General features: G+C 63.1%; 22 protein-coding genes. 11 read left to right on the top strand and 11 right to left on the bottom strand.

Annotation, left to right across the window (positions count from 1 at the left end; translation table 11 throughout):
- The first annotated feature begins 74 nt into the window (after positions 1-74).
- Positions 75-605, top strand: coding sequence for a DUF3617 domain-containing protein (locus ACQKPE_RS04395; RefSeq protein ID WP_427663546.1), 531 nt, complete (start codon positions 75-77; stop codon positions 603-605).
- A 3-nt stretch (positions 606-608) separates the two neighbouring features.
- On the opposite strand, the gene folE2 is transcribed toward ACQKPE_RS04395, so the two are convergent.
- Positions 609-1,493, bottom strand: a complete 885-nt coding sequence (gene folE2, locus ACQKPE_RS04390) for a GTP cyclohydrolase FolE2 (protein WP_427663545.1) — start codon at positions 1,491-1,493, stop codon at positions 609-611.
- A 26-nt stretch (positions 1,494-1,519) separates the two neighbouring features.
- Complete coding sequence (locus ACQKPE_RS04385; RefSeq protein ID WP_427663544.1) at positions 1,520-1,900, bottom strand: glutamine synthetase; 381 nt, start codon at positions 1,898-1,900, stop codon at positions 1,520-1,522.
- A 110-nt stretch (positions 1,901-2,010) separates the two neighbouring features.
- Between ACQKPE_RS04385 and zigA the strand changes: the two genes are divergently transcribed.
- From zigA to ACQKPE_RS04370, 3 genes are all read left to right on the top strand, one after another.
- Complete coding sequence (gene zigA, locus ACQKPE_RS04380; RefSeq protein ID WP_427663543.1) at positions 2,011-3,219, top strand: zinc metallochaperone GTPase ZigA; 1,209 nt, start codon at positions 2,011-2,013, stop codon at positions 3,217-3,219.
- Positions 3,216-3,842, top strand: a complete 627-nt coding sequence (locus ACQKPE_RS04375) for a DUF1826 domain-containing protein (protein ID WP_427663542.1) — start codon at positions 3,216-3,218, stop codon at positions 3,840-3,842. The genes zigA and ACQKPE_RS04375 overlap by 4 nt, the downstream gene beginning before the upstream one ends.
- 63 nt (positions 3,843-3,905) lie before the next feature.
- Positions 3,906-4,880 (top strand): CobW family GTP-binding protein, encoded by a 975-nt coding sequence (locus tag ACQKPE_RS04370; RefSeq protein ID WP_427663541.1) that lies wholly within the window; start codon positions 3,906-3,908, stop codon positions 4,878-4,880.
- Here the strand turns inward: ACQKPE_RS04370 and ACQKPE_RS04365 are convergent, their stop codons facing one another.
- Entirely contained in the window at positions 4,881-5,273 is a 393-nt protein-coding gene (locus ACQKPE_RS04365; RefSeq protein WP_427663540.1) for a DUF3301 domain-containing protein, read from the bottom strand.
- 120 nt (positions 5,274-5,393) lie between these two features.
- Here ACQKPE_RS04365 and pdxY point away from each other — a divergent pair, with 120 nt between their 5' ends.
- Complete coding sequence (gene pdxY / locus ACQKPE_RS04360; RefSeq protein WP_427663539.1) at positions 5,394-6,266, top strand: pyridoxal kinase PdxY; 873 nt, start codon at positions 5,394-5,396, stop codon at positions 6,264-6,266.
- Here the strand turns inward: pdxY and ACQKPE_RS04355 are convergent.
- On the bottom strand, positions 6,263-6,745 hold the full coding sequence (locus ACQKPE_RS04355; RefSeq protein WP_375098507.1) for an acyl-CoA thioesterase: 483 nt from the start codon (positions 6,743-6,745) through the stop codon (positions 6,263-6,265). The two genes, pdxY and ACQKPE_RS04355, sit on opposite strands and share 4 nt — an antisense overlap.
- A 316-nt stretch (positions 6,746-7,061) precedes the next feature.
- Here ACQKPE_RS04355 and ACQKPE_RS04350 point away from each other — a divergent pair, with 316 nt between their 5' ends.
- Complete coding sequence (locus ACQKPE_RS04350; RefSeq protein ID WP_427663538.1) at positions 7,062-8,822, top strand: cation:proton antiporter; 1,761 nt, start codon at positions 7,062-7,064, stop codon at positions 8,820-8,822.
- A 43-nt stretch (positions 8,823-8,865) separates the two neighbouring features.
- On the opposite strand, the gene ACQKPE_RS04345 is transcribed toward ACQKPE_RS04350, so the two are convergent.
- From ACQKPE_RS04345 to uvrD, 3 genes are all read right to left on the bottom strand, one after another.
- Positions 8,866-9,273: an SMI1/KNR4 family protein gene (locus ACQKPE_RS04345; RefSeq protein ID WP_427663537.1), complete on the bottom strand. Its 408-nt coding sequence runs from the start codon at positions 9,271-9,273 to the stop codon at positions 8,866-8,868.
- Positions 9,274-9,388: 115 nt separating this feature from the next.
- On the bottom strand, positions 9,389-10,261 hold the full coding sequence (locus ACQKPE_RS04340; protein WP_427663536.1) for a Tim44 domain-containing protein: 873 nt from the start codon (positions 10,259-10,261) through the stop codon (positions 9,389-9,391).
- Between the two features lie 161 nt (positions 10,262-10,422).
- Entirely contained in the window at positions 10,423-12,606 is a 2,184-nt protein-coding gene (uvrD, locus tag ACQKPE_RS04335) for a DNA helicase II (RefSeq protein ID WP_427663535.1), read from the bottom strand.
- A 203-nt stretch (positions 12,607-12,809) separates the two neighbouring features.
- Between uvrD and ACQKPE_RS04330 the strand changes: the two genes are divergently transcribed.
- Entirely contained in the window at positions 12,810-15,656 is a 2,847-nt protein-coding gene (locus ACQKPE_RS04330; protein WP_427663534.1) for an EAL domain-containing protein, read from the top strand.
- A 3-nt stretch (positions 15,657-15,659) separates the two neighbouring features.
- On the opposite strand, the gene ACQKPE_RS04325 is transcribed toward ACQKPE_RS04330, so the two are convergent.
- Positions 15,660-15,962, bottom strand: coding sequence for a hypothetical protein (locus tag ACQKPE_RS04325; RefSeq protein ID WP_427663533.1), 303 nt, complete (start codon positions 15,960-15,962; stop codon positions 15,660-15,662).
- Positions 15,963-16,053: 91 nt separating this feature from the next.
- Positions 16,054-17,496 (bottom strand): glucose-6-phosphate dehydrogenase, encoded by a 1,443-nt coding sequence (gene zwf, locus ACQKPE_RS04320; RefSeq protein WP_427663532.1) that lies wholly within the window; start codon positions 17,494-17,496, stop codon positions 16,054-16,056.
- 104 nt (positions 17,497-17,600) lie between these two features.
- On the opposite strand from zwf, the gene hexR reads away from it, so the two are divergent.
- Positions 17,601-18,467 carry a transcriptional regulator HexR gene (hexR, locus tag ACQKPE_RS04315; protein ID WP_375098515.1) on the top strand — a complete coding sequence of 289 codons (867 nt, stop codon included), beginning with the start codon at positions 17,601-17,603 and terminating at the stop codon, positions 18,465-18,467.
- Between the two features lie 137 nt (positions 18,468-18,604).
- Complete coding sequence (locus ACQKPE_RS04310) at positions 18,605-18,823, top strand: PA3496 family putative envelope integrity protein (protein ID WP_375098516.1); 219 nt, start codon at positions 18,605-18,607, stop codon at positions 18,821-18,823.
- Here ACQKPE_RS04310 and ACQKPE_RS04305 read toward each other — a convergent pair.
- A complete protein-coding gene (locus ACQKPE_RS04305) occupies positions 18,765-19,727 on the bottom strand; it encodes a LysR family transcriptional regulator (protein ID WP_427663531.1) in 963 nt (320 codons plus the stop codon). The genes ACQKPE_RS04310 and ACQKPE_RS04305 overlap by 59 nt on opposite strands.
- A gap of 189 nt (positions 19,728-19,916) precedes the next feature.
- Between ACQKPE_RS04305 and ACQKPE_RS04300 the strand changes: the two genes are divergently transcribed.
- Positions 19,917-21,332 (top strand): acetyl-CoA carboxylase biotin carboxylase subunit, encoded by a 1,416-nt coding sequence (locus ACQKPE_RS04300; protein WP_427663530.1) that lies wholly within the window; start codon positions 19,917-19,919, stop codon positions 21,330-21,332.
- Positions 21,333-21,343: 11 nt separating this feature from the next.
- Positions 21,344-23,152, top strand: coding sequence for a sodium-extruding oxaloacetate decarboxylase subunit alpha (oadA, locus tag ACQKPE_RS04295; RefSeq protein ID WP_427663529.1), 1,809 nt, complete (start codon positions 21,344-21,346; stop codon positions 23,150-23,152).
- Between the two features lie 178 nt (positions 23,153-23,330).
- On the opposite strand, the gene ACQKPE_RS04290 is transcribed toward oadA, so the two are convergent.
- Entirely contained in the window at positions 23,331-24,002 is a 672-nt protein-coding gene (locus ACQKPE_RS04290; protein ID WP_427663528.1) for a GNAT family N-acetyltransferase, read from the bottom strand.
- Positions 24,003-24,004: the final 2 nt, after the last annotated feature.

The raw sequence follows: 24,004 nt of genomic DNA, 5'->3' as shown, positions 1-24,004 counted from the left end.
GTGCAACCCGGACGCCAAAAACGCGTCTAAGCCTCTGTCCGGCCTCGAGCCGGTATTTCGAGGAGCCTGTACCCATGAAGATTCGCCTGCCATTGATCGCCCTGGCCTTGGGCCTGGGCAGCCCGCTGCTGGCCAATGCTCAGATGCTGCAACCTGGCCTGTGGGAATTGACCACCAGCAACATGCAGGTCGATGGAAAGCCCCTGCCGGACATGGAGTTCATGCTTGGCCAGCTGAAGAACCTACCCCCTGAACAGCGCGCCATGTTGGAAGGCACCCTGGCCAAGCAGGGCATTGCAGTTGCGGGCAAGGGCGTGCGCTCGTGCCTGACGCCTGAGCAGGTGCAGACCAACGATATTCCGCTGCAAGACCCGCAGTCCGGCTGCACCCAGAAGATCACCGAGCGCCAGGGCAACGTGTGGAAATTCCAGTTCAGTTGCCCCCGCGCCCAGGGCACCGGCCAGGCCACCTTCCTCAGCGACCGCGAGTTCGTCACCCAGGTCAACGGTACCTTCAACGCGTCCGGTGTTCAGCAGCAGGGCAGCATGAACACCCGGGCCGTCTGGCTGGGCAACGACTGCGGTAACGTACGCCCGCGTAGCTGACGGCTACCACTGCCATTGACTGGCCGCCACCGCGTCGTGGGCATGCAGGCTTTCTGCATGTTCCACGCGCAGGGCGAAGCCGGCGACCCACGGTAACTCCCGCAGCGCCTGGTGCACGCGTCGTGCGGCGTCCTCGCAGAACATCAGGTTCTGCCCATTGGCCAAGGCGAAGGCCTGTTCATCTGCACGTTTCACTGCCGTCTGTACGGCGGTGCCGAGGGCGGCTTCAACCTTATCGATCAGCGCTTCCACAGGCAGGGCATCCTGACGGTGCAGGCGCGTCTGGATGCGCGCCTGGCTGCGTTGGCTATGAGGCGTTGCCACCAAGCCATCGGTGCTGCCCAGCCATTGCAGCACGGCTTGTGCATCCACCTCGCGATTGGCGAAGCAGTTGAGGAATTGCTGCTGGATCAGCTGCCGCGCCAAGGCGGCTGAGCACGGGCAGGTGGAGGAATAGGGGATGTCTACGCCTAGTTCCACGTGGAACATTTCATTCTCGATGCGTGCATCTACCGTCACCGGATAGCTTTTCCAGCCTGACAAGGGGCTTACCAAGGCTGGTCTTTTCACCAGGTAATCGAACGTCAGCCGCACATAAGCGCGGCTGGACAGGCCTGCATGGCTGTCGAGAAAACCTGCCAGCAGCTGGCGTAGGGCAAGCGGCGTAAGGGGCGTGTGCTCCAAGGCTTCCAGTGCGAGGTACAGGCGCGACATATGGATGCCACGCGACTTGCCGTCATCCAGGCTGACGCCAACATCAGCCTTGGCGCCCAGGGTGCGTCCGCCCAACTGGATGGGTAGGGCGATGCCGCGCATGCCTACCCAATCCAACGGCAGGACCTTGCGGGCGGTTTGTGAGGCGATATCGGGAAGGGTCAGGCTGGTCATCGGGAGGGTTCCATGAAAAGGCAGCGTCAGCGGCAACCGCCGATCAAGCTGCAATGAAGGTTGAAGCGTTGGCCGCTGGAACTGGAGACCCGGTTCAGCGTGGTCCAGCCGACGCGGCGGCTGTAGCCCACCCAGGCCTCGCCATCGCTGGCCAGGCCGGTGAAGAAGGTCAGCTGGCCATAGCGGCTGTTGGTCTGTGCCCAGAGCCGACGGCTAGTCACGTCATAGCCGCGCAAGTAGAAGGTGCTGCCCTCGGTGCGAACGCTGTAGTAATTACCGCTGCGGTCCTTACAAGCCAGCAGCGTAGCGCTGCGGGTGCAGGTGGCCAGGTCGGTGCGCGGTATGGCTGCCAGCAGCGGTGCGGGCAATGCAAGCAGTACAAGCAGGGTGACGCGGGGCAGTTTCATGTCCATCTCCAGCAGCCGTTCGGCGAACGCGGCTTGGCGAAATTGTATTGTTATAATATAACATCATGCAATGCATCGTTTCGAATGCGCACTGTCTGATGAGGTTCACCATGTCCAAGCGTCTTCCCGTCACTGTGTTGTCCGGTTTTCTAGGGGCCGGCAAGAGCACCTTGCTCAACCATGTGTTGCGTAACCGCGAGAACCTGCGGGTTGCGGTGATCGTCAACGACATGAGCGAAATCAACATCGACGCCAGCGAAGTACAGCGCAACGTCAGCCTCAACCGCGCCGAAGAAAAACTGGTGGAGATGAGCAACGGCTGTATCTGCTGCACCCTGCGCGAGGACCTGCTGGACGAAGTTGCCCGGTTGGCGAGCGAAGGCCGCTTCGACTACCTGTTGATCGAGTCCACGGGTATTTCCGAGCCGCTGCCGGTGGCGGAAACCTTCACCTTCCGCGATGAGCAGGGGCGCAGCCTGTCCGACATGGCGCGCCTGGACACCATGGTCACGGTGGTCGATGGCCTTAACTTCCTGCGCGACTACCAGGCGGCCGACAGCCTGGCCAGCCGCGGTGAAACCCTGGGCGAGGGCGACGAGCGTTCGATCAGCGACCTGTTGATCGAACAGGTGGAGTTCGCCGATGTGCTGCTGCTGAGCAAGATCGACCTGATCAGCCAGCATGAGCGCGAAGAGTTGCTTGCCATTCTGCGCAGCCTCAATGCCCGTGCGCAGATCGTGCCGATGGTGATGGGCCAGGTGCCGCTCGCGCGCATCCTGAACACCGGGTTGTTCGACTTCGATCAAGCCGCCCAGGCGCCGGGCTGGCTGCAGGAACTGCGTGGCGAGCATGTGCCGGAAACCGAGGAGTATGGCATCGCCGCTACTACCTGGCAGTCGCGTCGGCCATTCCATCCACAGCGCTTTTTCGACTTTATCCACAAGCCTTGGGAAAACGGTCGGCTGCTGCGTTCCAAAGGCTTTTTCTGGCTGGCCAGCAAGTACCAGGAAGCGGGCAGTTGGTCGCAAGCAGGCGGCATGATGCGCCATGGCCTGGCCGGGCGTTGGTGGCGCTTCGTGCCGCGTGAACAGTGGCCGCAGGATGAAGACAACCTGGCGGCGATCCTCAAGCAGTGGGAGGTGGAGACCGGCGATTGCCGACAGGAACTGGTGTTTATTGGGCAGAACATCGACTTCGCCAAGTTATCCACAGAGCTGGAAGCTTGCCTGTTGACCGACATCGAGATGGCCCAGGGGCCGATGGCTTGGCTGCGCCTGCCGGACCCGTTCGGCCCCTGGCTCGATGAGGCGGCGGCATGAGATTGGCAACCAGGGCTGTGGATATCCGCCAGGCGTTCGGCGAATCGCCCCAGGTGATGACGGAAATCTTCCAGGATGGCGTCAACCTGGCGGTGTGGCGCCGACAGCTACCCGCGCAGGTCGAGGACTTCGCTGCGCTGCTGGTCAACCTCGGCCAATCTGTCGGCGATTCGCGGGTACTCGAAGTGAACGAGCGCGAGGCGCCGCAGCTGGCCGGTTTTCTCCCCGAGGCGGCCGACCTGCATGGCTACGAAGGCTTCGTTGCCGATGTGTCGTGGCTGATCGCAGCCTATACCTGCCTGCTCGGCGCGCGGCGCATCGGCTTGCGCCTGCGGGTGCTGGAGGGCGCCATGTGTCCGCGTTTCCACGTCGACCACGTGCCGCTGCGGCTGCTGACCACCTATGTAGGGGCAGGCAGTGAATGGCTCGAAGAAGGGGCAATCGATCGGGCGAACCTGCAACACGCGCCTGTGGATAACATCCAGCGCCTGAAGGCCGGAGAAGTGGCGCTGCTCAAGGGCGAGAAGTGGCTGGGCAACGAGGGCGCAGGCCTGGTGCACCGGTCGCCGACGACGCCTGCGGGGGAGCGACGCCTGTTGCTGAGCCTGGACTGGTTGGGCTAGCGGGCGTTTGCCGCGTGGTGTGGACACGATAGACTTGTCCACACCTTCCGCCTGACACCCGCCATGCTCAGCCATATTCCCACCCATGTCATCGCCGGCCCCCTGGGCGCGGGCAAGACCACTCTGATACGTCATTTGCTGGCCCAGCGCCCCGCTGATGAACGCTGGGCGGTGCTGGTCAACGAGTTCGGCCAGGTCGGCCTGGATGCTGCCCTGCTCAGCCGCGACGAAGCGGGAATCGCCATTGGCGAAGTGGCGGGTGGTTGCTTGTGCTGCGTCAATGGTGTGCCGTTTCAGGTCGGCCTGGGCCGGCTGCTGCGCAAGGCTCGCCCGCACCGGTTGTTCATCGAGCCATCGGGCCTGGGCCACCCGTTGCAGCTGCTCAGGCAATTGGCGCAGGCACCTTGGCGCGATGTGCTGTCGGTGCAGCCATTGCTGATGGTGCTGGACAGCCAGACACTGGCGCGTGCAGAGCCCTTGCCGGATACCCAGGCCCAGGCACTTGCCCAGGCTGGGCTGTTGATATTCAACAAGTCGGCCTCTGTGGATGACCAGCAGCGCCTGTTGATAACTGCGCGTCTTCCTGAAATCAGCGCAGTTTGGGCCGAACATGGCACGGTCGCGCTGAAGGACCTTGGCATTCTACCCACAGGGGCGGACGATTTTCCGGTAATCGATAGCCTCCCTGTGGATAGCTCGCTCGTTAGCCCGCAGGCCTTGTGGACAGACCCGCAACAGCCGATTTGTCAGTCTCAGCAAGGCGATGGCGGCTGGAGCATTGGCTGGCGCTGGCACCCCAGGCAGCGTTTCGACCAGGCCCTGGTGCAGGCTTTCCTGGAGCGATGGCCATGGCGACGGGCCAAAGGGGTTATCCACAGCGGTGAAGGATGGTGTTCGTTCAATGGTCTGGCTGGGGATAACGTGCAGTGGCGCCCCACTGAGTGGCGCAAGGATTCGCGAATCGAGCTGATCTTCGAGCAGCCGCAAGCCCAGCAGGAGCTGCAAACCGCGTTGGCCAGCTGCCGCCAGATGGATTGATCAGTGACGCCAGCGGTTGTGTTCTTGCCGCCACTGCTGCATCTCGACCACGTTGTCGGTACGCGGCGGGGTGTTGATCTCGAACGGGTAGGGAGCCAGCTCGATCTGCATGGTGTGGGCGCCGAACTGGGTCACGGTGCCGGGGTGGCGCTGCTCGCCGGTGACGGTGAACTCGAAGTTGTAGACCCGCGCAAGGCGTTTGCGACCGTTGGCATCGCGTACGAAGCCGATGCGCTTGAGCGCGACGTTTTCGTCCAGCAGCTCCAGGTCGAGCTTGGCGCAATGCTGCTTGACCCGCGCCAGGGCCTTCTCGCGCAGCCCGTGGTTGTGCCACAACCAGGCGCCCGCCGTTGCCAGCAGCATCAGGACGAACACGTTCTCCAAGGTCAACATTTGCGTAGGCTCCAGACAGGTGGCTAAAGCTTAACTGCGTCCCTGGCCTGTCGTACAGGTAGCATTCGGGTTCATACTGCGCGCCGCATGTTCATCAAGACACCTTCGGAAATTTCCTGCATGAAACGTACGCCTCACCTGCTCGCCATCCAATCCCATGTGGTATTCGGCCACGCCGGAAACAGCGCGGCGGTGTTCCCCATGCAGCGGGTGGGGGTGAACGTCTGGCCGCTCAACACAGTGCAGTTCTCCAACCACACTCAGTATGGCCAGTGGGCGGGTGAAGTGCTCGCGCCGGCGCAAATTCCTGCGTTGGTGGAAGGCATTTCCAATATCGGCGAGCTGGGCCACTGCGATGCAGTGCTCTCGGGCTACCTGGGCAGCGCGGAGCAGGGGCGGGCGATCCTGGCGGGGGTGGCGCGGATCAAGGCGGTCAACCCACGGGCGTTGTACTTGTGCGACCCGGTGATGGGGCATGCAGAGAAAGGCTGCATCGTGCCGCAGGAGGTGAGTGACTTCCTGCTCGAACAGGCCGCGTCGGTGGCCGACATCCTCTGCCCCAACCAGCTGGAACTGGACAGTTTCTGTGGCCGTCGTGCCGAGTCCCTCGACGATTGCGTAGCAATGGCACGCAGCCTGCTCGAGCGTGGCCCGCAGGTGGTCCTGGTGAAGCACCTGGCGTACCCGGGGCGCGCCGAGGACGCTTTCGAAATGCTGCTGGTGACCCGCGAGCACTGCTGGCACCTGCGCCGGCCGCTGCTGGCCTTCCCGCGGCAGCCGGTGGGGGTGGGCGACCTGACCTCCGGGCTGTTCCTGGCGCGGGTGCTGTTGGGCGATTCCTGGGTGCAGGCGTTCGAGTTCACCGCCGCAGCGGTGCACGAGGTGCTGCTGGAAACCCAGGCCTGCGCCAGCTACGAGTTGCAGCTGGTGCGGGCCCAAGACCGCATCGCGCACCCGCGGGTGCGTTTCGAGGCGCAGCGCCTGGCGATTTAGATGTCGGTTTTCAGGTCCTGGTAGCGCTTTTCCAGTTCCTGGCGGATCTGCCGACGCTGCTGGCCTTGGAGGAAGCGGCGCTTCTCCTCGCTGTTCTGGGGCTGGCGTGGCGGTACCGGCACCGGGCGACGGTTGTCGTCGACCGCGACCATGGTGAAGAAGCAGCTGTTGGAGTGGCGCACCGAGCGCTCGCGGATATTCTCGGTGACCACCTTGATGCCCACCTCCATGGAGGTGTTGCCGGTGTAGTTGACCGAAGCGAGGAAGGTCACCAGCTCGCCGACGTGCACCGGCTCGCGGAAGATCACCTGGTCCACCGACAAGGTCACCACATAGCTGCCCGCATAGCGGCTGGCGCACGCATAGGCGACCTCGTCGAGGTACTTGAGCAGGGTGCCGCCGTGTACGTTGCCAGAGAAGTTGGCCATGTCCGGGGTCATCAGGACGGTCATGCTCAGCTGGGCGTTTCCAGGTTCCATAGTGTGCTCACGGTGAGGTTGCGCTGAAACGGGGTGGGTATCTGCTGACACTTCTATTCCCCTCGGGTGGTTTCCTGGTACGGGACGTCGCCGGACAGTCCGTCGTCACGCCGATCATGCCATTCGCGAAAGCGAAAGGGCCGATCTGTTTCTACATATTGCACCGGCCGCTGATGGCCAAGCGCAATGTTACCCTGAGCGGGCCCTTGTACTTGGGGCTTTTCTGACATTAAAAACAGTATGTACTTGCTACTCGATCGGGGTTTCCTGGCAGAGGAGCGGTCTGCCCCCGTGCATCGAAAAGGAGCCCGACGCCATGCATGCCATCAGTTTCATTCAAGACCTGGCAGTGATCATGCTGGTCGCCGGTGTGGTCACCATCCTTTTCCACCGCTTGCGCCAGCCCGTGGTGCTGGGCTACATCGTCGCCGGCTTCATCATCGGCCCGCATACGCCGCCGTTCGGCCTGATCCATGACGAAGACACCATCAAGACCCTCGCCGAACTTGGGGTGATCTTCCTGATGTTCTGCCTGGGGCTGGAGTTCAGCCTGCGCAAGCTGTTCAAGGTGGGCGCCACCGCGTTCATCGCGGCGTTCCTCGAGATCGTGTTGATGATCTGGATCGGCTTCGAAATTGGCCGCTGGTTCGAGTGGAGCACCATGGACTCGCTGTTCCTTGGCGCGATCCTGGCGATTTCCTCGACCACCATCATCGTCAAGGCGCTCAATGACCTGAAGATGAAGAACGAGCGCTTCGCCCAGCTGATTTTCGGCGTGCTGATCGTTGAGGACATCCTGGGTATCGGCATCATCGCCTTGCTGTCGGGCATTGCCGTGAGTGGTGCGGTGAGCTCCGGGGAAGTGTTCTCCACGGTCGGCAAGCTGTCGCTGTTCATGATCGTCGCGCTGGTGGTCGGCATCCTGCTGGTGCCGCGCCTGCTGGCCTACGTGGCCAAGTTCGAGAGCAACGAGATGTTGCTGATCACCGTGCTGGGCCTGTGTTTCGGCTTCTGCCTGCTGGTGGTCAAGCTGGAGTACAGCATGGTGCTGGGCGCCTTCCTGATTGGCGCGATCATGGCCGAGTCGCGCCAACTGCTGAAGATCGAGCGCCTGATCGAGCCGGTACGCGACATGTTCAGCGCCATCTTCTTCGTCGCCATCGGCTTGATGATCGACCCGCAGGTGTTGATCGACTATGCCTGGCCCATCGTGGTCATTACCATCGCGGTGGTGCTGGGCAAGATGCTTTCCTGCGGCATGGGCGCGTTTATCGCCGGTAACGACGGACGCACCTCGCTACGCGTTGGGATGGGCCTTTCGCAGATTGGCGAATTTTCCTTCATCATCGCCGCGCTGGGCATGACCCTGCAGGTCACCAGCGATTTCCTCTACCCGGTTGCCGTGGCGGTGTCGGCAATTACCACGCTGCTGACGCCTTACCTGATTCGCGCTGCCGACCCGCTGTCGATCAAGCTGGGCAAGGTGATGCCACAACGCTTGTCACGGGTGCTGTCGTTGTATGGCGAGTGGTTGCGCAACATCCAGCCCCAGGGTGAGAGCGCTATGCTGGCGGCGATGATCCGGCGCATCTTGCTGCAGGTGGGGGTGAACCTGGCACTGGTGATCGCCATCTTCTTCAGCGGTGGTTACTTCGCCGTGCGCATTGGCAGTTGGCTGAGCGAGTGGGTCGGCGATGTCGGCCAGCAGAAGGCGGTGATCTGGGGCGCGGCGTTGCTGTTGTCGCTGCCGTTCCTGATCGCGGCGTACCGCAAGCTCAAGGCGCTGTCGATGCTGTTGGCGGAGATGGGGGTGAAACCGGAAATGGCCGGGCGTCATACCCAGCGCGTGCGTCGCGTAGTCGCCGAGGTGATCCCGCTGCTGTCGCTGTTGGTGATCTTCCTGCTGCTGTCGGCCTTGTCGGCGAGCATCCTGCCGACCAACGAACTGTTGCTGATCATCGCGGTGGTGGCAGCGGTGGTGGTGGCGGTGTTGTGGCGCTGGTTCGTGCGGGTGCATACGCGCATGCAGGTGGCGTTGCTGGAAACCCTCGAGAATAGCCGCGATCACTCGCATTGAAGTGTTGCGCCGGGGCTGCACAGCAGGGCAGCCCCGTGTAGTTTCAGCTTTCCAGCCAGACGTCCCGCGCCCAGTGCCAGACCGACTCCCAGCTGTCTTCGCCTACCATCTCCTCGTCGCCATCCCACAGCACCACGGTGCCGTCTTCTTCGACGCAGTAGTAGCTGTTGCCATCCTCGCACAGCGGAATCAGGTCGCGCGGCACGCCAGCATCCCAGGCGTTGGCGGCGACGTCCGGCAGGTAGGTGTGCGACTGCGGGTCGGTCACGGTGACCGGCTCCAGTGAGCCGTAAACCACGTCGCTGACGGTCAGCAGGAACTCCTTGAAGACGAAGGGAATGTTGATGAACAGCTGCTCCTCGATCTCGACCAACTGGTCTTCGTCGGGAAGCTCCAGGGGCACCGGTACTGGCTCGTTGGCTTCACGGAGTTGTTCGATCACTTCTTCCACGGTTCACATCCTCTGACCTTGTTGACGACGCTGCGGTTTATACCCTAGTAGCCCACTCTGGCAAAAGCAAAAACCCCGGGACAGAGCCCGGGGTTTTTTGTGCAGCGCGTCAGAATCAGCCGTTCTGGCGGATACCGGCGAGCATCCAAGGCTGGTTCTCACCTTGGGCGCGTTCCATGTGCCAGCTTTCGTTGAAAGCTTCGCCTTGGTCGAAACGCGAGGACTTCGACACGCCACGGAAGGTCAGGGTGGCGATGGTCTTGTCTGCGCGGTCTTCCACGCCGTCGAGCTGTACATCGAGGTTGTCGATGTAGGTGGACTGGAAGCCATCGGCTTCACCCTGCTCGGCACGCTCGCGCTTGAGGAACTCGAGCATTTGCGGGGTGACGAACTCGGCGATCTTGTCCATCTCGTTGGCATCCCAGTGCTGCTGCAGCGACTGGAAGTGGTTGCGGGCGGCAGCTACGAAGTTCTGCTCGTTGAACCAGGCCGGGGCGTTGATGACCGGCGAAGCGGCTGCCACAGGTGCGGCCGAACCACCGAAGATCGATGCGCCAGGCTGCTGAGGTTGGGCTTCACGCTGGTACGGCGCGTGACCGGCACCGGCCATTTGCGGCTGCTGTTGCTGCTGCTGGCGACGGCGCGCGGCGATGAAGCGGAACACCAGGAAGGCGACCAGGCCCATCAGCAGGAAGTCGAGGATCTGCATACCCTCGAAGCCATCGCCCATGAACATGGAGGCCAGCAGGCCACCGGCGGCGATACCGGCCAGTGGGCCCAGCCAGCGCGAGGCGCCGCTGGCGGCGGCCGGTGCACGGCCTGGGGCAGTGGCGGCGGCAGCTGGAGTGGTAGGTGCGGCCTGGCGAGTCTGGTGCATAGGCGCTGCGCCCGAGCTCTTGCCACCACCGAAGCGCTTGGCTGCGTTGACGTCGAGGCTCAGCGTCAGGCCAACGCAAAGCGCCAGTGCGATGCTAAGAAAACGTTGCATAAGTTGGGATTTCCCGTTTTGTGGATTGCACGCGCGCCATGGTGCACAGGTTCCAGGGCACATGACCAGCGACCAAATGTTTCCAGCTTTTGCCTGACTTGTGCCTGTGGAGTAGGCGCATTCCGAATATGCTGTCTGAAAGGGCACCGCAGAGCAGTGCCTCAGATCGCTTCCAGCTTGGCATACCCCAGCATCAGCCACTTGCTGCCTTCAGCGAAGTTCACCTGCACCCGGGCCTGTGCGCCGGAGCCCTCGAAGTTGAGGATGATGCCCTCGCCAAATACAGAATGTTGCACCCGCTGGCCGAGGTTGAAGGCTGTCTGCGGGATATTCGCGTTGGCGAACAGGTTGCTGGTGCTGGCTTTCGCGCCGCCGAAGGGACGGCTGACGCTGTTCGACAAGCGCACTTCCTGCACCAGGCCCGGCGGAATCTCGCGTACGAAGCGCGACACCTTGTTGTAGGTTTCGCTGCCATACAAACGACGGGTCTCGGCATAGGTCATGATCAGCTGGCGCATGGCCCGGGTAATGCCCACATAGGCCAGGCGGCGCTCCTCTTCCAGGCGGCCCGGCTCTTCCAGGCTCATCTTGTGCGGGAACAGGCCTTCCTCCATGCCCACCAGGAACACGTAGGGGAATTCCAGGCCCTTGGCGCTGTGCAGGGTCATCAACTGGATGCTGTCTTCGTGCTCATCGGCCTGGGCGTCGCCGGCTTCCAGCGAGGCGTGGCCAAGGAAGGCCGACAGCGGCGAGAGGTCGGCGTCGTCTTCGCTGGTTTCGAAGTTGCGCGCCGCGCTCACCAGTTCCTCAAGGTTTTCCACCCGGGCCTGGCCTTTTTCGCCTTTCTCTTCCTGGTGGTAGACGATCAGCCCCGACTGCTCGATAACCGCCTGGGTCATCAGGTGCAGCGGCATGTCCTGGGTCTTGCTGGCGAGCTGCTCCATCAGTTCGATGAACGCGCCCAGGGCACTGGCTGCGCGGCCCTTCAGGGCCTTGGCGGCGAGCAGTTGGCACATGGCTTCCCACATCGACAGCTGGCTATGGCGGGCGTGGTCGCGGATCGCCTCGACGGTCTTTTCGCCAATGCCGCGCGGCGGCACGTTGATCACCCGCTCCAGTGCCGCGTCGTTGCCGCGCCCTTCGAGCAGGCGCAGGTAGGCCATGGCGTTCTTGATTTCGGCGCGTTCGAAGAAGCGCTGGCCGCCATAGATGCGGTAGGGAATGCGTTCGCGCAGCAGGGCTTCTTCGAGCACGCGGGACTGGGCGTTGGAGCGGTAGAGGATGGCGATGTCGTTGCGCGCGTTGCCATCCTTGATGACGCGCTCGATGGTTTCCACCACATAGCGCGCTTCGTCGTGTTCGTTGTAGGCGGCGTACAGGGTCAGCGGCTCGCCTTCACCCATGTCGGTCCACAGCTCTTTGCCCAGGCGCCCGCTGTTGTTGGCGATCAGCGCGTTGGCCGCCTTGAGGATGCCGCCGGTGGAGCGGTAGTTCTGCTCCAGGCGAATCAGTTCGGCGTCGGGGAAGTCGGCGGTGTACTGGTGGATGTTCTCGATCTTCGCACCGCGCCAGCCATAGATGGACTGGTCGTCGTCGCCCACCGCCATGAGGCTGCCACCGCCGCTGGCCAACAGGCGCAGCCAGGCGTACTGCACGGCGTTGGTGTCCTGGAATTCGTCCACCAGCAGGTGGCGGAAGCGCCGCTGGTAGTGCTCGAGCAGGCCGGGGTGGTCGCGCCACAGGTCGAGCGCGCGCAGCAGCAGTTCGGAGAAGTCGATGACCCCGGCCCGCTCGCAGGCTTGCTCGTAGGCTTCGTAGATGCTGCGCATGGTCGCCAGGTAAAGGTCGCCACCGGCCTGGATATGCTGCGGGCGCAGGCCCTCGTCCTTCTGGCCGTTGATGAACCACTGCGCCTGGCGGGCCGGCCAGCGCTGTTCGTCCAGGCCCAACTCGCGGATCACGCGTTTGACCAGGCGTTGCTGGTCGTCGCCGTCGAGGATCTGGAAGTTCTGCACCAGCCGCGCTTCCTGCCAGTGCGCCCGCAACAGGCGGTGCGCCAGGCCGTGGAAGGTGCCGACCCACATGCCGGCCGGGTTGATGCCCAGCAGTTGCTCGATGCGCTGGCGCATTTCCGCAGCGGCCTTGTTGGTGAAGGTCACCGACAGGATCGAGTGGGGCGAGGCCTGCTCGACCTGGATCAACCAGGCGATACGGTGCACCAGCACGCGGGTTTTACCGGAGCCGGCGCCGGCAAGCACCAGTTGACGCCCCAGCGGGGCCGCTACGGCCTGGCGTTGGGCATCGTTGAGGGAGTTGAGCAGGAGGGAGAGGTCATCAGTGTGCATCCGGCCATTCTAGGGCCGCGCGGGGGGCAGGGGCAAACCGCGAGGGGAGAAATCTGCACACGTTCATCGGCATGGGTTATGCAGTGTCGGCGGGTAGGCCGCAGGCCGTTGGAGAATTCCTGACGCAGAGCAGTTTGGCCTGAGCCCGCGCTTGTGTATGCTCGCTGCACGTTTGCGGCTAACCATTATAAGAACACTGCCATATGACCCAGAATTGCGCGGCGATCGGTGCATCGCCCGAGACGACAAGGGACGTTCGCAGGCAGTTCGCAACCCAGCTCACCATCGAGCGAACTCGCCTGCTGTACCAGGGCTCGTTGTTGCCCACCCTGTTCATGTTGATAAACGGCCTGCTGTGTGCGTGGCTGCTGTGGAACCCCGCGCGCTACCTGCTGGTAGGCGTGTGGATGGCCTGGCTGTTGGCGCTGGTCGCCTTGCGTGTGATCCAGGTAGCGGCATTCGAGGCGGCGACGCCCGAGCGTCAGGCGCAACCTACGTGGTGGCGCATGTTCCTGTTCGGCTCGGCCTTCAGCGGCCTGACACTGGCCAGCGCCGCGATCGCCCTGGTGCCGGTGGACAGTTTCGTGCAACAGGCCTGGGTGTTCGGCCTGCTGGGCGCGGCGGCGCTGTCGGCGAGTGTCGCCTACGCGGCGAGCTTTACCGCCTTTCTCAGTTTCGCCCTGCCTTGCCTGGTGCCGCCGGTCGTCTTCCTGTTCCTGTACCAGGACGGCTTGCAGCGTGGCTGGGGCTGGCTGGGCCTGATTCTGCTGGGCGCGTTGACGGTGGTGGCCTGGCAGGTCAACCGGCTGGTCGAGCGGGGCCTGTTGCGGCGTTTCCAGAACCAGGCGCTGATCGAACACCTGCAGGGCGTTCGGCAGGTGCTCAGCACCGAAGTGGAGCAGCGTCGCCGGGCCGAGGAGCAGTTGCGCCAGGCCCAGGCCGTTCTCGAACAGCGGGTGGCCCAGCGTGGCCAGGAACTGGCCCAGGCCAACCAAGCCCTGAGCCAGAGCGAACAGCGCCTGGCCCTGGCGCTGGAGGCCAGTGAGCTGGGGCTGTGGGACTGGGACCTGGAAAGCGACGAGGTGCACCACACGCAGTTGCATGCCCTGTTCGGCCTGGATGTCAGCCAGGTGCGCTCGGTGCGCACCGACCTCAAGCCCCGCCTGCACCCGGAAGACCTGCCCGCGTTGCGTCGCACCCTGGTCGAACACCTCAAGGGGCGCAGCGAGGACTACCGCGTGGAGTACCGCGTGCGCCATGCCCAGGGCCACTGGTGCTGGATCGAGGACCGCGGCCGGGCGGTGGAGCGCGGCCCTGGCGGCAGGGTACTGCGCATGCTCGGCACCCGTCGCGATATCACCTCGGCCAAGGAGCAGGAGGAGCAGCAGCGCCTGGCGGGCACGGTGTTCGAGGCGGCGAGCGAGGGTATCGCCATTCTCGACGCAGACTTCCAGCTGCTGGTGGCCAACCAGGCGTTCTGCGACATGACCGGACACCATCGTGACGAGCTGATTCTGCGCAACCTCCTGGAACTGCCCTGTAGCCACGATGCGCGACGCCACAGCCAGGCCATCGAGCAGGCCCTGGAGCTGCACGGGCGCTGGCAGGGCGAGCTGGTCGAGGCGCGCAAGAATGGCGAGCTGTACCCGCAGAACCTGCTGCTCAACGTTGTGCGCGATGAACACGGGCGCATCAGCAATATCGTCGCGTTCTTCAGTGACCTGTCGGCACGGCGCGAGTCCGAGGAGCGCCTGCGCTACCTGGCCCATTACGACGACCTGACGGGCCTGGCCAACCGTGCCTTGTTCCGCCTGCGTTTGCACGAGGCGAGGCAACGGGTGCGGGCCAGCGGGCGTAGCCTGGTGCTGCTGCACGTCGACCTGGACCGCTTCAAGCTGTTGAACGAAAGCCTCGGCCACGAGCTGGCCGACCAGCTGTTGAAGAAGATGGCCCAACGCATTGCCAGCGCCGTGCCCGAGGCCGATACCGTGGCGCGACTCTCAGGCGACGAGTTCGCCATTCTGTTCGACGGCTACAGCAACTTGTCGAGCCTGGTGCGGGTCACCACGCGGCTGCTCGACAAGCTGCGGGTGCCGCAACGCCTGGGCGGCCATGAGGTGGTGGTGAGTGCGTCGGTTGGGATCAGCGTGCTGTCGGATGCGACCTTCGACCTCAATGCCCTGCTCAGCCAGGCCGACATGGCCAAGCAGCACGCCAAGCACCTGGGCGGCGACAGTTTCCAGTTCTACACCGAGAGCCTACGCGCCAGCACCCTGGAGCGCCTGACCCTGGAAAACCAGCTGCGCAAGGCCATCGACGAAGGCCAGTTGCTGGTCTACTACCAACCCAAGCTGTGCCTGAGCAGCGGGCGTCTGCATGCCGCAGAAGCCTTGGTGCGTTGGCAGCACCCAGAGCTTGGCATGGTGCCGCCGGGCGATTTCATTGGCCTGGCCGAGGAAACCGGGTTGATCGCGCCGATGGGGGAATTCGTGCTGCGTCAGGCGTGCTGGCAGGCCTGCGAATGGCGGCGCCAGGGCCTGGAAGTGCGGGTTTCGGTGAACCTGTCGGTCTATCAGTTGCGCCAGGGCAAGGTGGTCAGCCTGGTGCGCCAGGTATTGCAGGAAAGTGGCCTGGAGCCGCACTTGCTGGAGCTTGAGCTGACCGAGAGCCAGTTGCTGGACAACGTCGAGCACATCATCGCCACCTTCGAGCAGTTGCACGAACTGGGGGTGAAGCTGGCGATCGACGACTTCGGCACCGGGTATTCATCACTGAGCTACCTCAAGCGCTTCCCGGTGGACTACGTGAAGATCGACCAGGCGTTCATTCGCGGGCTGCGCGAGGGCAGCCAGGATGCGGCGATCACCCGGGCAATCATCGCCATGGCCAAGAGCCTGGAGCTGCGAGTGGTGGCGGAGGGGGTGGAAACCCAGGAGCAGTTGGCATTCCTGCGCGAACAGGGCTGTGACGAAGCGCAGGGCTACTTGATCAGCCGCCCGGTAGATGCGGGGACGTTCAGAGCCTTGCTCGAACGCCCCGCAGCAAAATGAATGTCAAGCCTCGCTAGATTCCACCGCAATGCTGGTGATCATCGCGGTTTCACCGCGCACGTTAATCTCAGGAACGGGGTAGTCCACGGTCATTTCGAACACGACTTGCTTTTCCGTAACGACTTGGAGAAAGCCGCCTTCCAGTAATCGCGTCTTGAGGTCAAGGTTGAGGTTGGATGACCTGTCCTGGATCTCGGACAGCTCCAGCAGCGGTTCGATACCAGGGTGCCCGACGGTGACGGTGCCTTCTACATACAGCTGGTTGCCTTCTTGGCGTGCGCTCCAGTTTTTCGAGTCGATTATCACGATGAGTACCTTTATCGATAGGGCAACGCGGTATGCATTGCCTCGACACAAGGCTGCCCGCTGCTGACGTACACCAGCAGAGCGAAGGGCTTCAGCTATGCCAGTGCCTGCCTTGGTGAGCCAACAGGCTGTTGGCCTGCTCCGGCCCATTGCTACCAGCCGGGTACTGGCGCGGTGCCTGGAAGTGTTCTTCCCAACCCTTGAGAATCGGGTCGATCCAAGCCCAAGCGGCCTCCACTTCGTCGCGGCGCATGAACAGCGTCGAGTCGCCGTCAAGTACGTCCAGCAGCAGACGCTCGTAGGCTTCCCAGCGACGCGTATGGCCGAACGCCTGGGCCAGGTTCAGGTCCAGCTCCACCGGTGCCAGGCGCATGCCCTTGCCGGGGCTCTTGGTCATCATGCGCAGGCTGATGTGTTCGTCGGGTTGCAGCTGGATAAGCAACTGGTTGACCTGCCCACCGCTGAACAGCTCGTGGGGCACCGGCTTGAACTGGATGACGATCTGCGAGGTGCGCCGGGCCATGCGCTTGCCGGTGCGCAGGTAGAACGGCACGCCGGCCCAGCGCCAGTTCTCGACATGCGCCTGTACGGCGACGAAGGTCTCGGTATCGCTGTCGTTGTCGACGTCTTTCTCGAAGTAGTAGGCCGGCACTTCCTGGCCGCCGATCTTGCCGGCGCTGTATTGGCCGCGCACGGTCATGTCCTGGACGTCCTGCCCGGCAATAGGTTTGAGCGCGCGCAGGATCTTCACTTTTTCATCCCGCACCGCTTCGGCTTCGAACTGCGCCGGTGGCTCCATGGCCACCAGGCACAGCAGCTGTAGCAGGTGGTTTTGCAGCATGTCGCGGGTGGCGCCAGCACGGTCGTAGTAGCCGCCGCGGTTCTCCACGCCCAGGGTTTCGCAGACGCTGATCTGCACGTGGTCCACCTGGCTGTTGCGCCACACCGGCTCCAGCAGGGCATTGGCAAAGCGCAGGGCCATGAGGTTCTGCACGGTCTCCTTGCCCAGGTAGTGGTCGATGCGAAACACCTGGTTTTCCTCGAACACCGCGCCGATGGCTTCGTTGATGGCGGTGGCCGAAGCCTGCGAATGGCCAATGGGCTTTTCCAGCACGATGCGCGCCTCGCTGTCGGCCAAACCCGCCAGGCGCAGGTGGTTGGCGATGGGCACGAACAGGTTGGGTGCGGTGGCCAGGTAGAAGATGCGCGTCAGGCCGCCGGGCTCACCGAGGTAGCGGGCCAGGCGGTTGAAGTCGGCGCCTTGCGAGGCGTCCATGGGGAAGTAGTCCAGGCGTGCACCGAAGCGCTGCCAGGTCTCCTCGTCGAAGTCATTGCGCGCAACTTGTGCGCGACAATGGCGCTCGGCGAGCTTGAGGTAGTCGTTGCGCGGCAGTGGGCGGCGGGCCAGGGCGATGATGCGCACGGCGTTGTGCAGGCGGCCCTCGCGGTACAGGTGATAGAGCGCCGGCAGCAGCTTGTGCAAGGCCAGGTCGCCGGTGCCGCCGAAGACCAGAATGTCGCAAGGGATCGTCAAGCCACCACTCTCCACGTTCGTTTAGCTGGGCGGTTTGCCGGTCATGTAGTATAACTACAAGATAGCTACATCCCCGGCCAGCCGATCATAACCGAGTCCAGCCTGTGAATCTGTTGCAACATATCGCCCAATCGCGCCACCTGCTGCGCAAGTCCGAACTGAAAGTGGCCGACCACGTGCTGCTCGACCCGGCTGCCGTCATGCACAGCTCGATGGCCGATCTGGCCCACAGTGTCGGCATCAGCGAACCGACCATCGTGCGTTTCTGCCGCGCCATCGGTTGCTCGGGCTTCCAGGACCTCAAGCTCAAGCTGGCGCAGAGCCTGGCCGCTGGCGCCAGCTTCGGCCAGTTCGCCATCCATGAAGACGACTCGGTCGCCGACTACAGCCTGAAGATCTTCGACACCACCCTGCACACGCTGATGGAAGTGCGCGAGCACCTCGACCCGCATGCGTTGCAGCAGGCGGTGAGCGCCATGGCCCAAGCCCAGCGCGTGGAGTTCTATGGTTTTGGTGCCTCCGGCGCGGTGGCTGCCGATGCCCAACACAAGTTCTTCCGCCTGCTGCTCAGTGCGGCGGCCTATTCCGACCCGCATATGCAGGCGATGTCGGCGGTGACCCTCAAGCCCGGTGACGTGGCGGTGTGTATTTCCCAGTCCGGTCGTTCCAAGGACCTGCTGATCACCGCCAACCTGGTGCGTGAAAGCGGCGCCAGCCTGATTACCCTGTGCCCGAGCCAAACCCCGCTGGCCGAACTGTCCACGGTCAACCTGGCAATCGACGTGCATGAAGACACCGAGATCTACACCCCGCTGACCTCACGCATCGCCCACCTGGTGGTGATCGACGTGCTGGCGATGGGGGTGGCCATGGCCCGTGGGCCGAGCCTGGTCAACCACCTCAAGAGCGTGAAGCGCAGCTTGCGTAGCCTGCGGTTGTCGCCCAAGTCGATTAAAGCTACCGACGATTGATTCAGTCTGTCCGGGCCTCTTCGCGGGTAAACCCGCGAAGAGGCCCGCATTGCCAATGAAAATTCACAGCCCTGTCACCCATCTGTAAACCCCCAGGCCCACCCTGAAGCTCCGATATCCGATCTGGGGGACAGGCAATGGCTCGTGACTACGACGGTTCGTACCAACCCAACGCCAAGGCTCGCAAGCAGGCCGAAAAGGACCAGCGCCGCATGGAGTATCGCCGCGCCATCGAAAGCTACTGCGACCAACGCCAACTGCTGCGCGACATCGCCGACTACCCCGACATGGGTGACATCACGGTATGGCAGGTAGCGTCGGCAACTTCCCCGAAAAACGCTCCGCAAGCCCGCTGATCTTCGACCTTTCGTTACGAATGAACGCCAGGAACGCCAAGGCCACCGGCGACTGCCGCTTGGCCTTGGACTGCACCACGCACCAGCTGCGGTACAGCGGCAACTCCTCCACCGGCAGCTCCTTCAGCACCCCCGCGGCCAGCTCCATGTTCAGCGCATGGCGGGTCAGCAGGGCGATGCCCAGGCCCGCCACCACACACTCGCGCTGAGCATCGTTGGACGACACCTCCAGGGTCTGGGTGAAGTGCACGCGCTTTTCCTTGAAGTATTCCTCGCAGGCCTTGCGCGTGCCCGAGCCCTGTTCGCGAACCAGCAGGGTGTGCGGCTCCAGGTCTTGAAGACGCAGGCGTTCGAGCTTGCACAGCGGGTGGTTGGCGGGTGCCACGGCGACGATGGGGTTGTTCAGGAAGGGCAGGAACTCCAGGCCCATGTCCTGCGGCACCATCGACATGATGGTCAGGTCGTCGCGGTTGTCCGAAAGCCTGCGAATCGCCTGGGCGCGGTTGACCACCGTGAGCGTCAGGTTCACCTCCGGGTGGCGTTGCTTGAAGGTGGCGAACAGGTGCGGCACGAAGTATTTCGCGCTGGATTCGATTGCCAGTTTCAGTTGGCCCTGCAGTGACCCCTGCATGTCCGACAGCTGCATGTCGAGGTTCTCCAGGCGCCCGAAGATGTCCCGGCTGGCGCGCTGCAACGCTTCGGCCGCTTCGGTGAGGTAAAGCTTCTTACCGACGTACTCGAACAGTGGCTGGCCGACCAGCTCCTCAAGCTGACGGATCTGTAGACTAACGGCGGGTTGCGTCAGCGACATCTCCTGCGCGGCGCGGCTGTAAGAGCGCAAATCGCACACCTCATTGAAGACCTGCAATTGACGCAATGTCATACGCATCAATGACTTACGCATTTTATCTCCCGCCTCGGCAAAACCTTGTAACCGAACTATAAGCTTTTGCTAATGCTGCCTCTAACAAATATTGATTTTTGTTTATCGACCTACAGCGCTAGTTTGATTATGCGACTGGCCAGCAGCATCTGGTCACGCGCCGACCGGTAGAACCGGATCGTCTGTTCCTACGGCTTTGGGAAGACTCCAGTGATAAAAAAAATCCTGATCGCCAACCGGGGTGAAATCGCAGTTCGGATCGTGCGTGCCTGCGCCGAGATGGGCATTCGCTCGGTGGCGATCTTTTCCGACGCCGACCGCCAGGCCTTGCATGTCAAACGTGCCGACGAGGCCTACTGCATTGGTGCCGAGCCCCTGGCCGGGTACCTGAACCCACGCAAGCTGGTCAACCTCGCGGTGGAAACCGGCTGCGACGCCCTACATCCGGGCTACGGCTTCTTGTCGGAAAACGCCGAACTTGCCGAGATCTGCGCCGAGCGTGGCATCAAGTTCATCGGCCCTTCCGCCGAGGTCATTCGCCGAATGGGCGACAAGACCGAAGCGCGCCGCACCATGATCGCAGCGGGTGTTCCGGTCACGCCCGGTACTGAAGGCAACGTGGCGGACATTCACGAAGCCCTGAGCGAAGGCGACCGCATCGGCTACCCGGTGATGCTCAAGGCCACTTCCGGTGGTGGCGGGCGTGGTATTCGTCGCTGCAACAGCCGCGAGGAACTGGAACAGAACTTCCCCCGCGTCATCTCCGAGGCCACCAAGGCCTTCGGCTCGGCGGAAGTGTTCCTCGAGAAATGCATCGTCAACCCCAAGCACATCGAGGCGCAGATTCTCGGTGACAGCTTCGGCAACGTGGTGCACCTGTTCGAGCGCGACTGCTCGATCCAGCGTCGTAACCAGAAGCTCATCGAAATCGCTCCCAGCCCCCAGCTGACCCCCGAACAGCGCGCCTACATCGGCGACCTGGCGGTGCGCGCGGCCAAGTCGGTGAACTACGAGAACGCCGGTACCGTGGAGTTCCTGCTCGCCGATGGCGAGGTGTACTTCATGGAAATGAACACCCGGGTGCAGGTGGAGCACACCATCACCGAGGAAATCACCGGCATCGACATCGTCCGCGAGCAAATTCGCATCGCCTCGGGCTTGCCACTGTCGATCAAGCAGGAAGACATCCTGCATCGCGGCTACGCGTTGCAGTTCCGTATCAACGCCGAAGACCCGAAGAACAACTTCCTGCCCAGCTTCGGCAAGATCACCCGTTACTACGCCCCCGGCGGCCCGGGCGTGCGCACCGACACGGCAATCTACACCGGCTACACCATTCCACCGTTCTACGATTCCATGTGCCTGAAACTGGTGGTCTGGGCGCTGACCTGGGAAGAAGCCATGGACCGCGGCCTGCGGGCCCTGGACGACATGCGTGTGCAGGGCGTGAAGACCACCGCCGCGTACTACCAGGAAATCCTGCGTAACCCGGAATTCCGTAGCGGGCAGTTCAACACCAGCTTCGTCGAAAGCCACCCGGAACTGACCAACTACTCGATCAAGCGCAAGCCCGAAGAGCTGGCCCTGGCCATCGCCGCCGCCATCGCCGCCCACGCAGGCATCTGAGGAAAACAAGAATGTCCAAGAAAATCCACGTTACCGACACGATCCTGCGCGACGCCCACCAGTCCCTGCTGGCCACCCGCATGCGCACCGAAGACATGCTGCCGATCTGCGACAAGCTCGACAAAGTCGGCTACTGGTCGCTGGAAGTCTGGGGTGGCGCTACCTTCGACGCCTGCGTGCGCTTTCTCAAGGAAGACCCGTGGGAGCGCCTGCGCAAGCTGCGCGCAGCCTTGCCCAACACTCGCCTGCAAATGCTCCTGCGCGGCCAGAACCTGCTGGGCTACCGCCATTACAGCGACGACGTGGTCAAGGCGTTCGTGGCCAAGGCGGCGGTCAACGGCATCGATGTGTTCCGCATCTTCGACGCCATGAACGACGTGCGTAACCTGCGCGTGGCCATCGAAGCGGTGAAAGCTGCTGGCAAGCACGCCCAGGGCACCATCGCCTACACCACCAGCCCCGTGCACACCATCGACGCCTTCGTGAAGCAGGCCAAGCAGATGGAGTCCATGGGCTGCGACTCGGTGGCGATCAAGGACATGGCCGGCCTGCTGACCCCCTACGCCACCGGCGAGCTGGTCAAGGCGCTGAAGGCCGAGCAGTCGTTGCCGGTGTTCATCCACTCCCACGACACCGCCGGCCTGGCCGCCATGTGCCAGCTCAAGGCGGTGGAAAACGGCGCCGACCATATCGACACCGCGATCTCCAGCTTCGCCTGGGGCACCAGCCACCCGGGCACCGAGTCGATGGTCGCCGCGCTCAAGGGCAGCGAGTTCGACACCGGCCTGGACCTTGAGCTGTTGCAGGAAATCGGCCTGTACTTCTATGCCGTGCGCAAGAAGTACCACCAGTTCGAAAGCGAGTTCACCGCCGTGGACACCCGCGTGCAGGTCAACCAGGTGCCGGGCGGGATGATTTCCAACCTGGCCAACCAGCTCAAGGAGCAGGGCGCGCTCAACCGCATGAACGAAGTGCTGGCGGAGATCCCGCGGGTGCGCGAAGACCTCGGCTTCCCGCCGCTGGTTACCCCGACCTCGCAGATCGTCGGCACCCAGGCGTTCTTCAACGTGCTGGCCGGTGAGCGCTACAAGACCATCACCAACGAGGTGAAGTTGTACCTGCAAGGCGGCTATGGCAAGGCGCCGGGCGTGGTCAACGAGAAGCTGCGCCGCCAGGCGATCGGCAGCGAAGAGGTGATCGACGTACGTCCTGCCGACCTGCTCAAGCCGGAAATGGCCAAGCTGCGCGCCGATATCGGCAACCTGGCTCACAGCGAAGAAGACGTGCTGACCTTCGCCATGTTCCCGGACATTGGCCGCAAGTTCCTCGAGGAACGCGAAGCCGGCACCCTCAAGCCCGAAGCCCTGCTGCCGATTCCGGAAGCCGGTGCGGTGGCATCGGCCAGCGGCGAAGGCGTGCCGACCGAGTTCGTCATCGATGTGCACGGCGAGACCTACCGGGTCGATATCACCGGTGTGGGCGTGAAGGCCGAAGGCAAGCGTCACTTCTACCTGTCCATCGACGGCATGCCGGAAGAGGTGGTGTTCGAGCCGCTCAACGACTTCGTCGGCGGCGGCAGCAGCAAGCGCAAACAGGCCAGCGGGCCGGGCCATGTCAGCACCAGCATGCCGGGCAACATCGTCGATGTACTGGTCAAGGAAGGCGACGTGGTCAAGGCCGGCCAGGCACTGCTGATCACCGAGGCGATGAAGATGGAGACCGAAGTGCAGGCGGCCATCGCCGGCAAGGTCGTGGCCATCCACGTGGCCAAGGGCGACCGGGTGACCCCGGGCGATATCCTGATCGAGATCGAGGGCTGAGCGAAGCCCTCGGCTGTAGGCGGTTAACCTCTGGGGAGCGGGTGCTCCCCTTTTTTTGCTTGAAAAACTGCATTATTTTGCAGATTTTCTCAGTTTTCTAAGATTTTTCTGCTTTTTAATGCAGATTTCAAAAATTTGCAGGCCGGATAAATCCTTTGTGGGCTCGCCCGCGAATGCCTCACCCAAGGCGGCATGCCTCCAATGTCTTCACCTGCTCCCCAGCTCCCTGGTTCTCGTCACTCAACCAACGCTCGAACCCGGCCTTCACCGCAGGCCATTCCCCATCGGTAATCGAATACCAGGCCGTGTCGCGGTTCCTGTCCTTGACCACCATGTGCTGGCGGAACACCCCCTCGAAGATGAACCCAAAGCGCTCTGCTGCTCGCTTGGAGCGCGCATTGGCATCGTTGCACTTCCACTCCAGCCGCCGGTTGCCCAGCTCGAAACCCAGCTTGCCCAGCAGGTACACCGCCTCGGTGCCCTTGGGTGTGCGTTGCATGGCCGCGCCGAAGGCGATGTGGCCGAGCTCGAAGCGGCCCTGTTCGGGGACGATCGACATGTAGCTGAGAATGCCCTGGACCTGGCCACTGGCAAGGTCGATGACGCTGTAGAACAGTGGGTCGCGGCTGGCGGCGTTGGCCTCCAGCCAGCGGTCGAAGGCGGCGCGTTCGGCGAACGGGCCATAGGGCAGGTAGTCCCACAGCAGAGGGTCGGAGTTCGGGCCCTGCAACACCTCCCACAGGTCGTCGCCATGGCGTGCCGGGTCGAGCTTTTCCAGGCGGATGAAGCGGCCTTCGAGGGGTTCGGCCTGGGGCGTTGTCGCGGGTTTCCAGTTCAATGCTTGGGTCATGG

Source organism: Pseudomonas sp. NPDC089554, from assembly GCF_050280645.1.
Taxonomy (GTDB): Bacteria; Pseudomonadota; Gammaproteobacteria; order Pseudomonadales; family Pseudomonadaceae; genus Aquipseudomonas.
The sequence above is the reverse complement of the archived record's forward strand: the minus strand, read 5'-3'. Positions and strand labels throughout refer to the sequence as shown.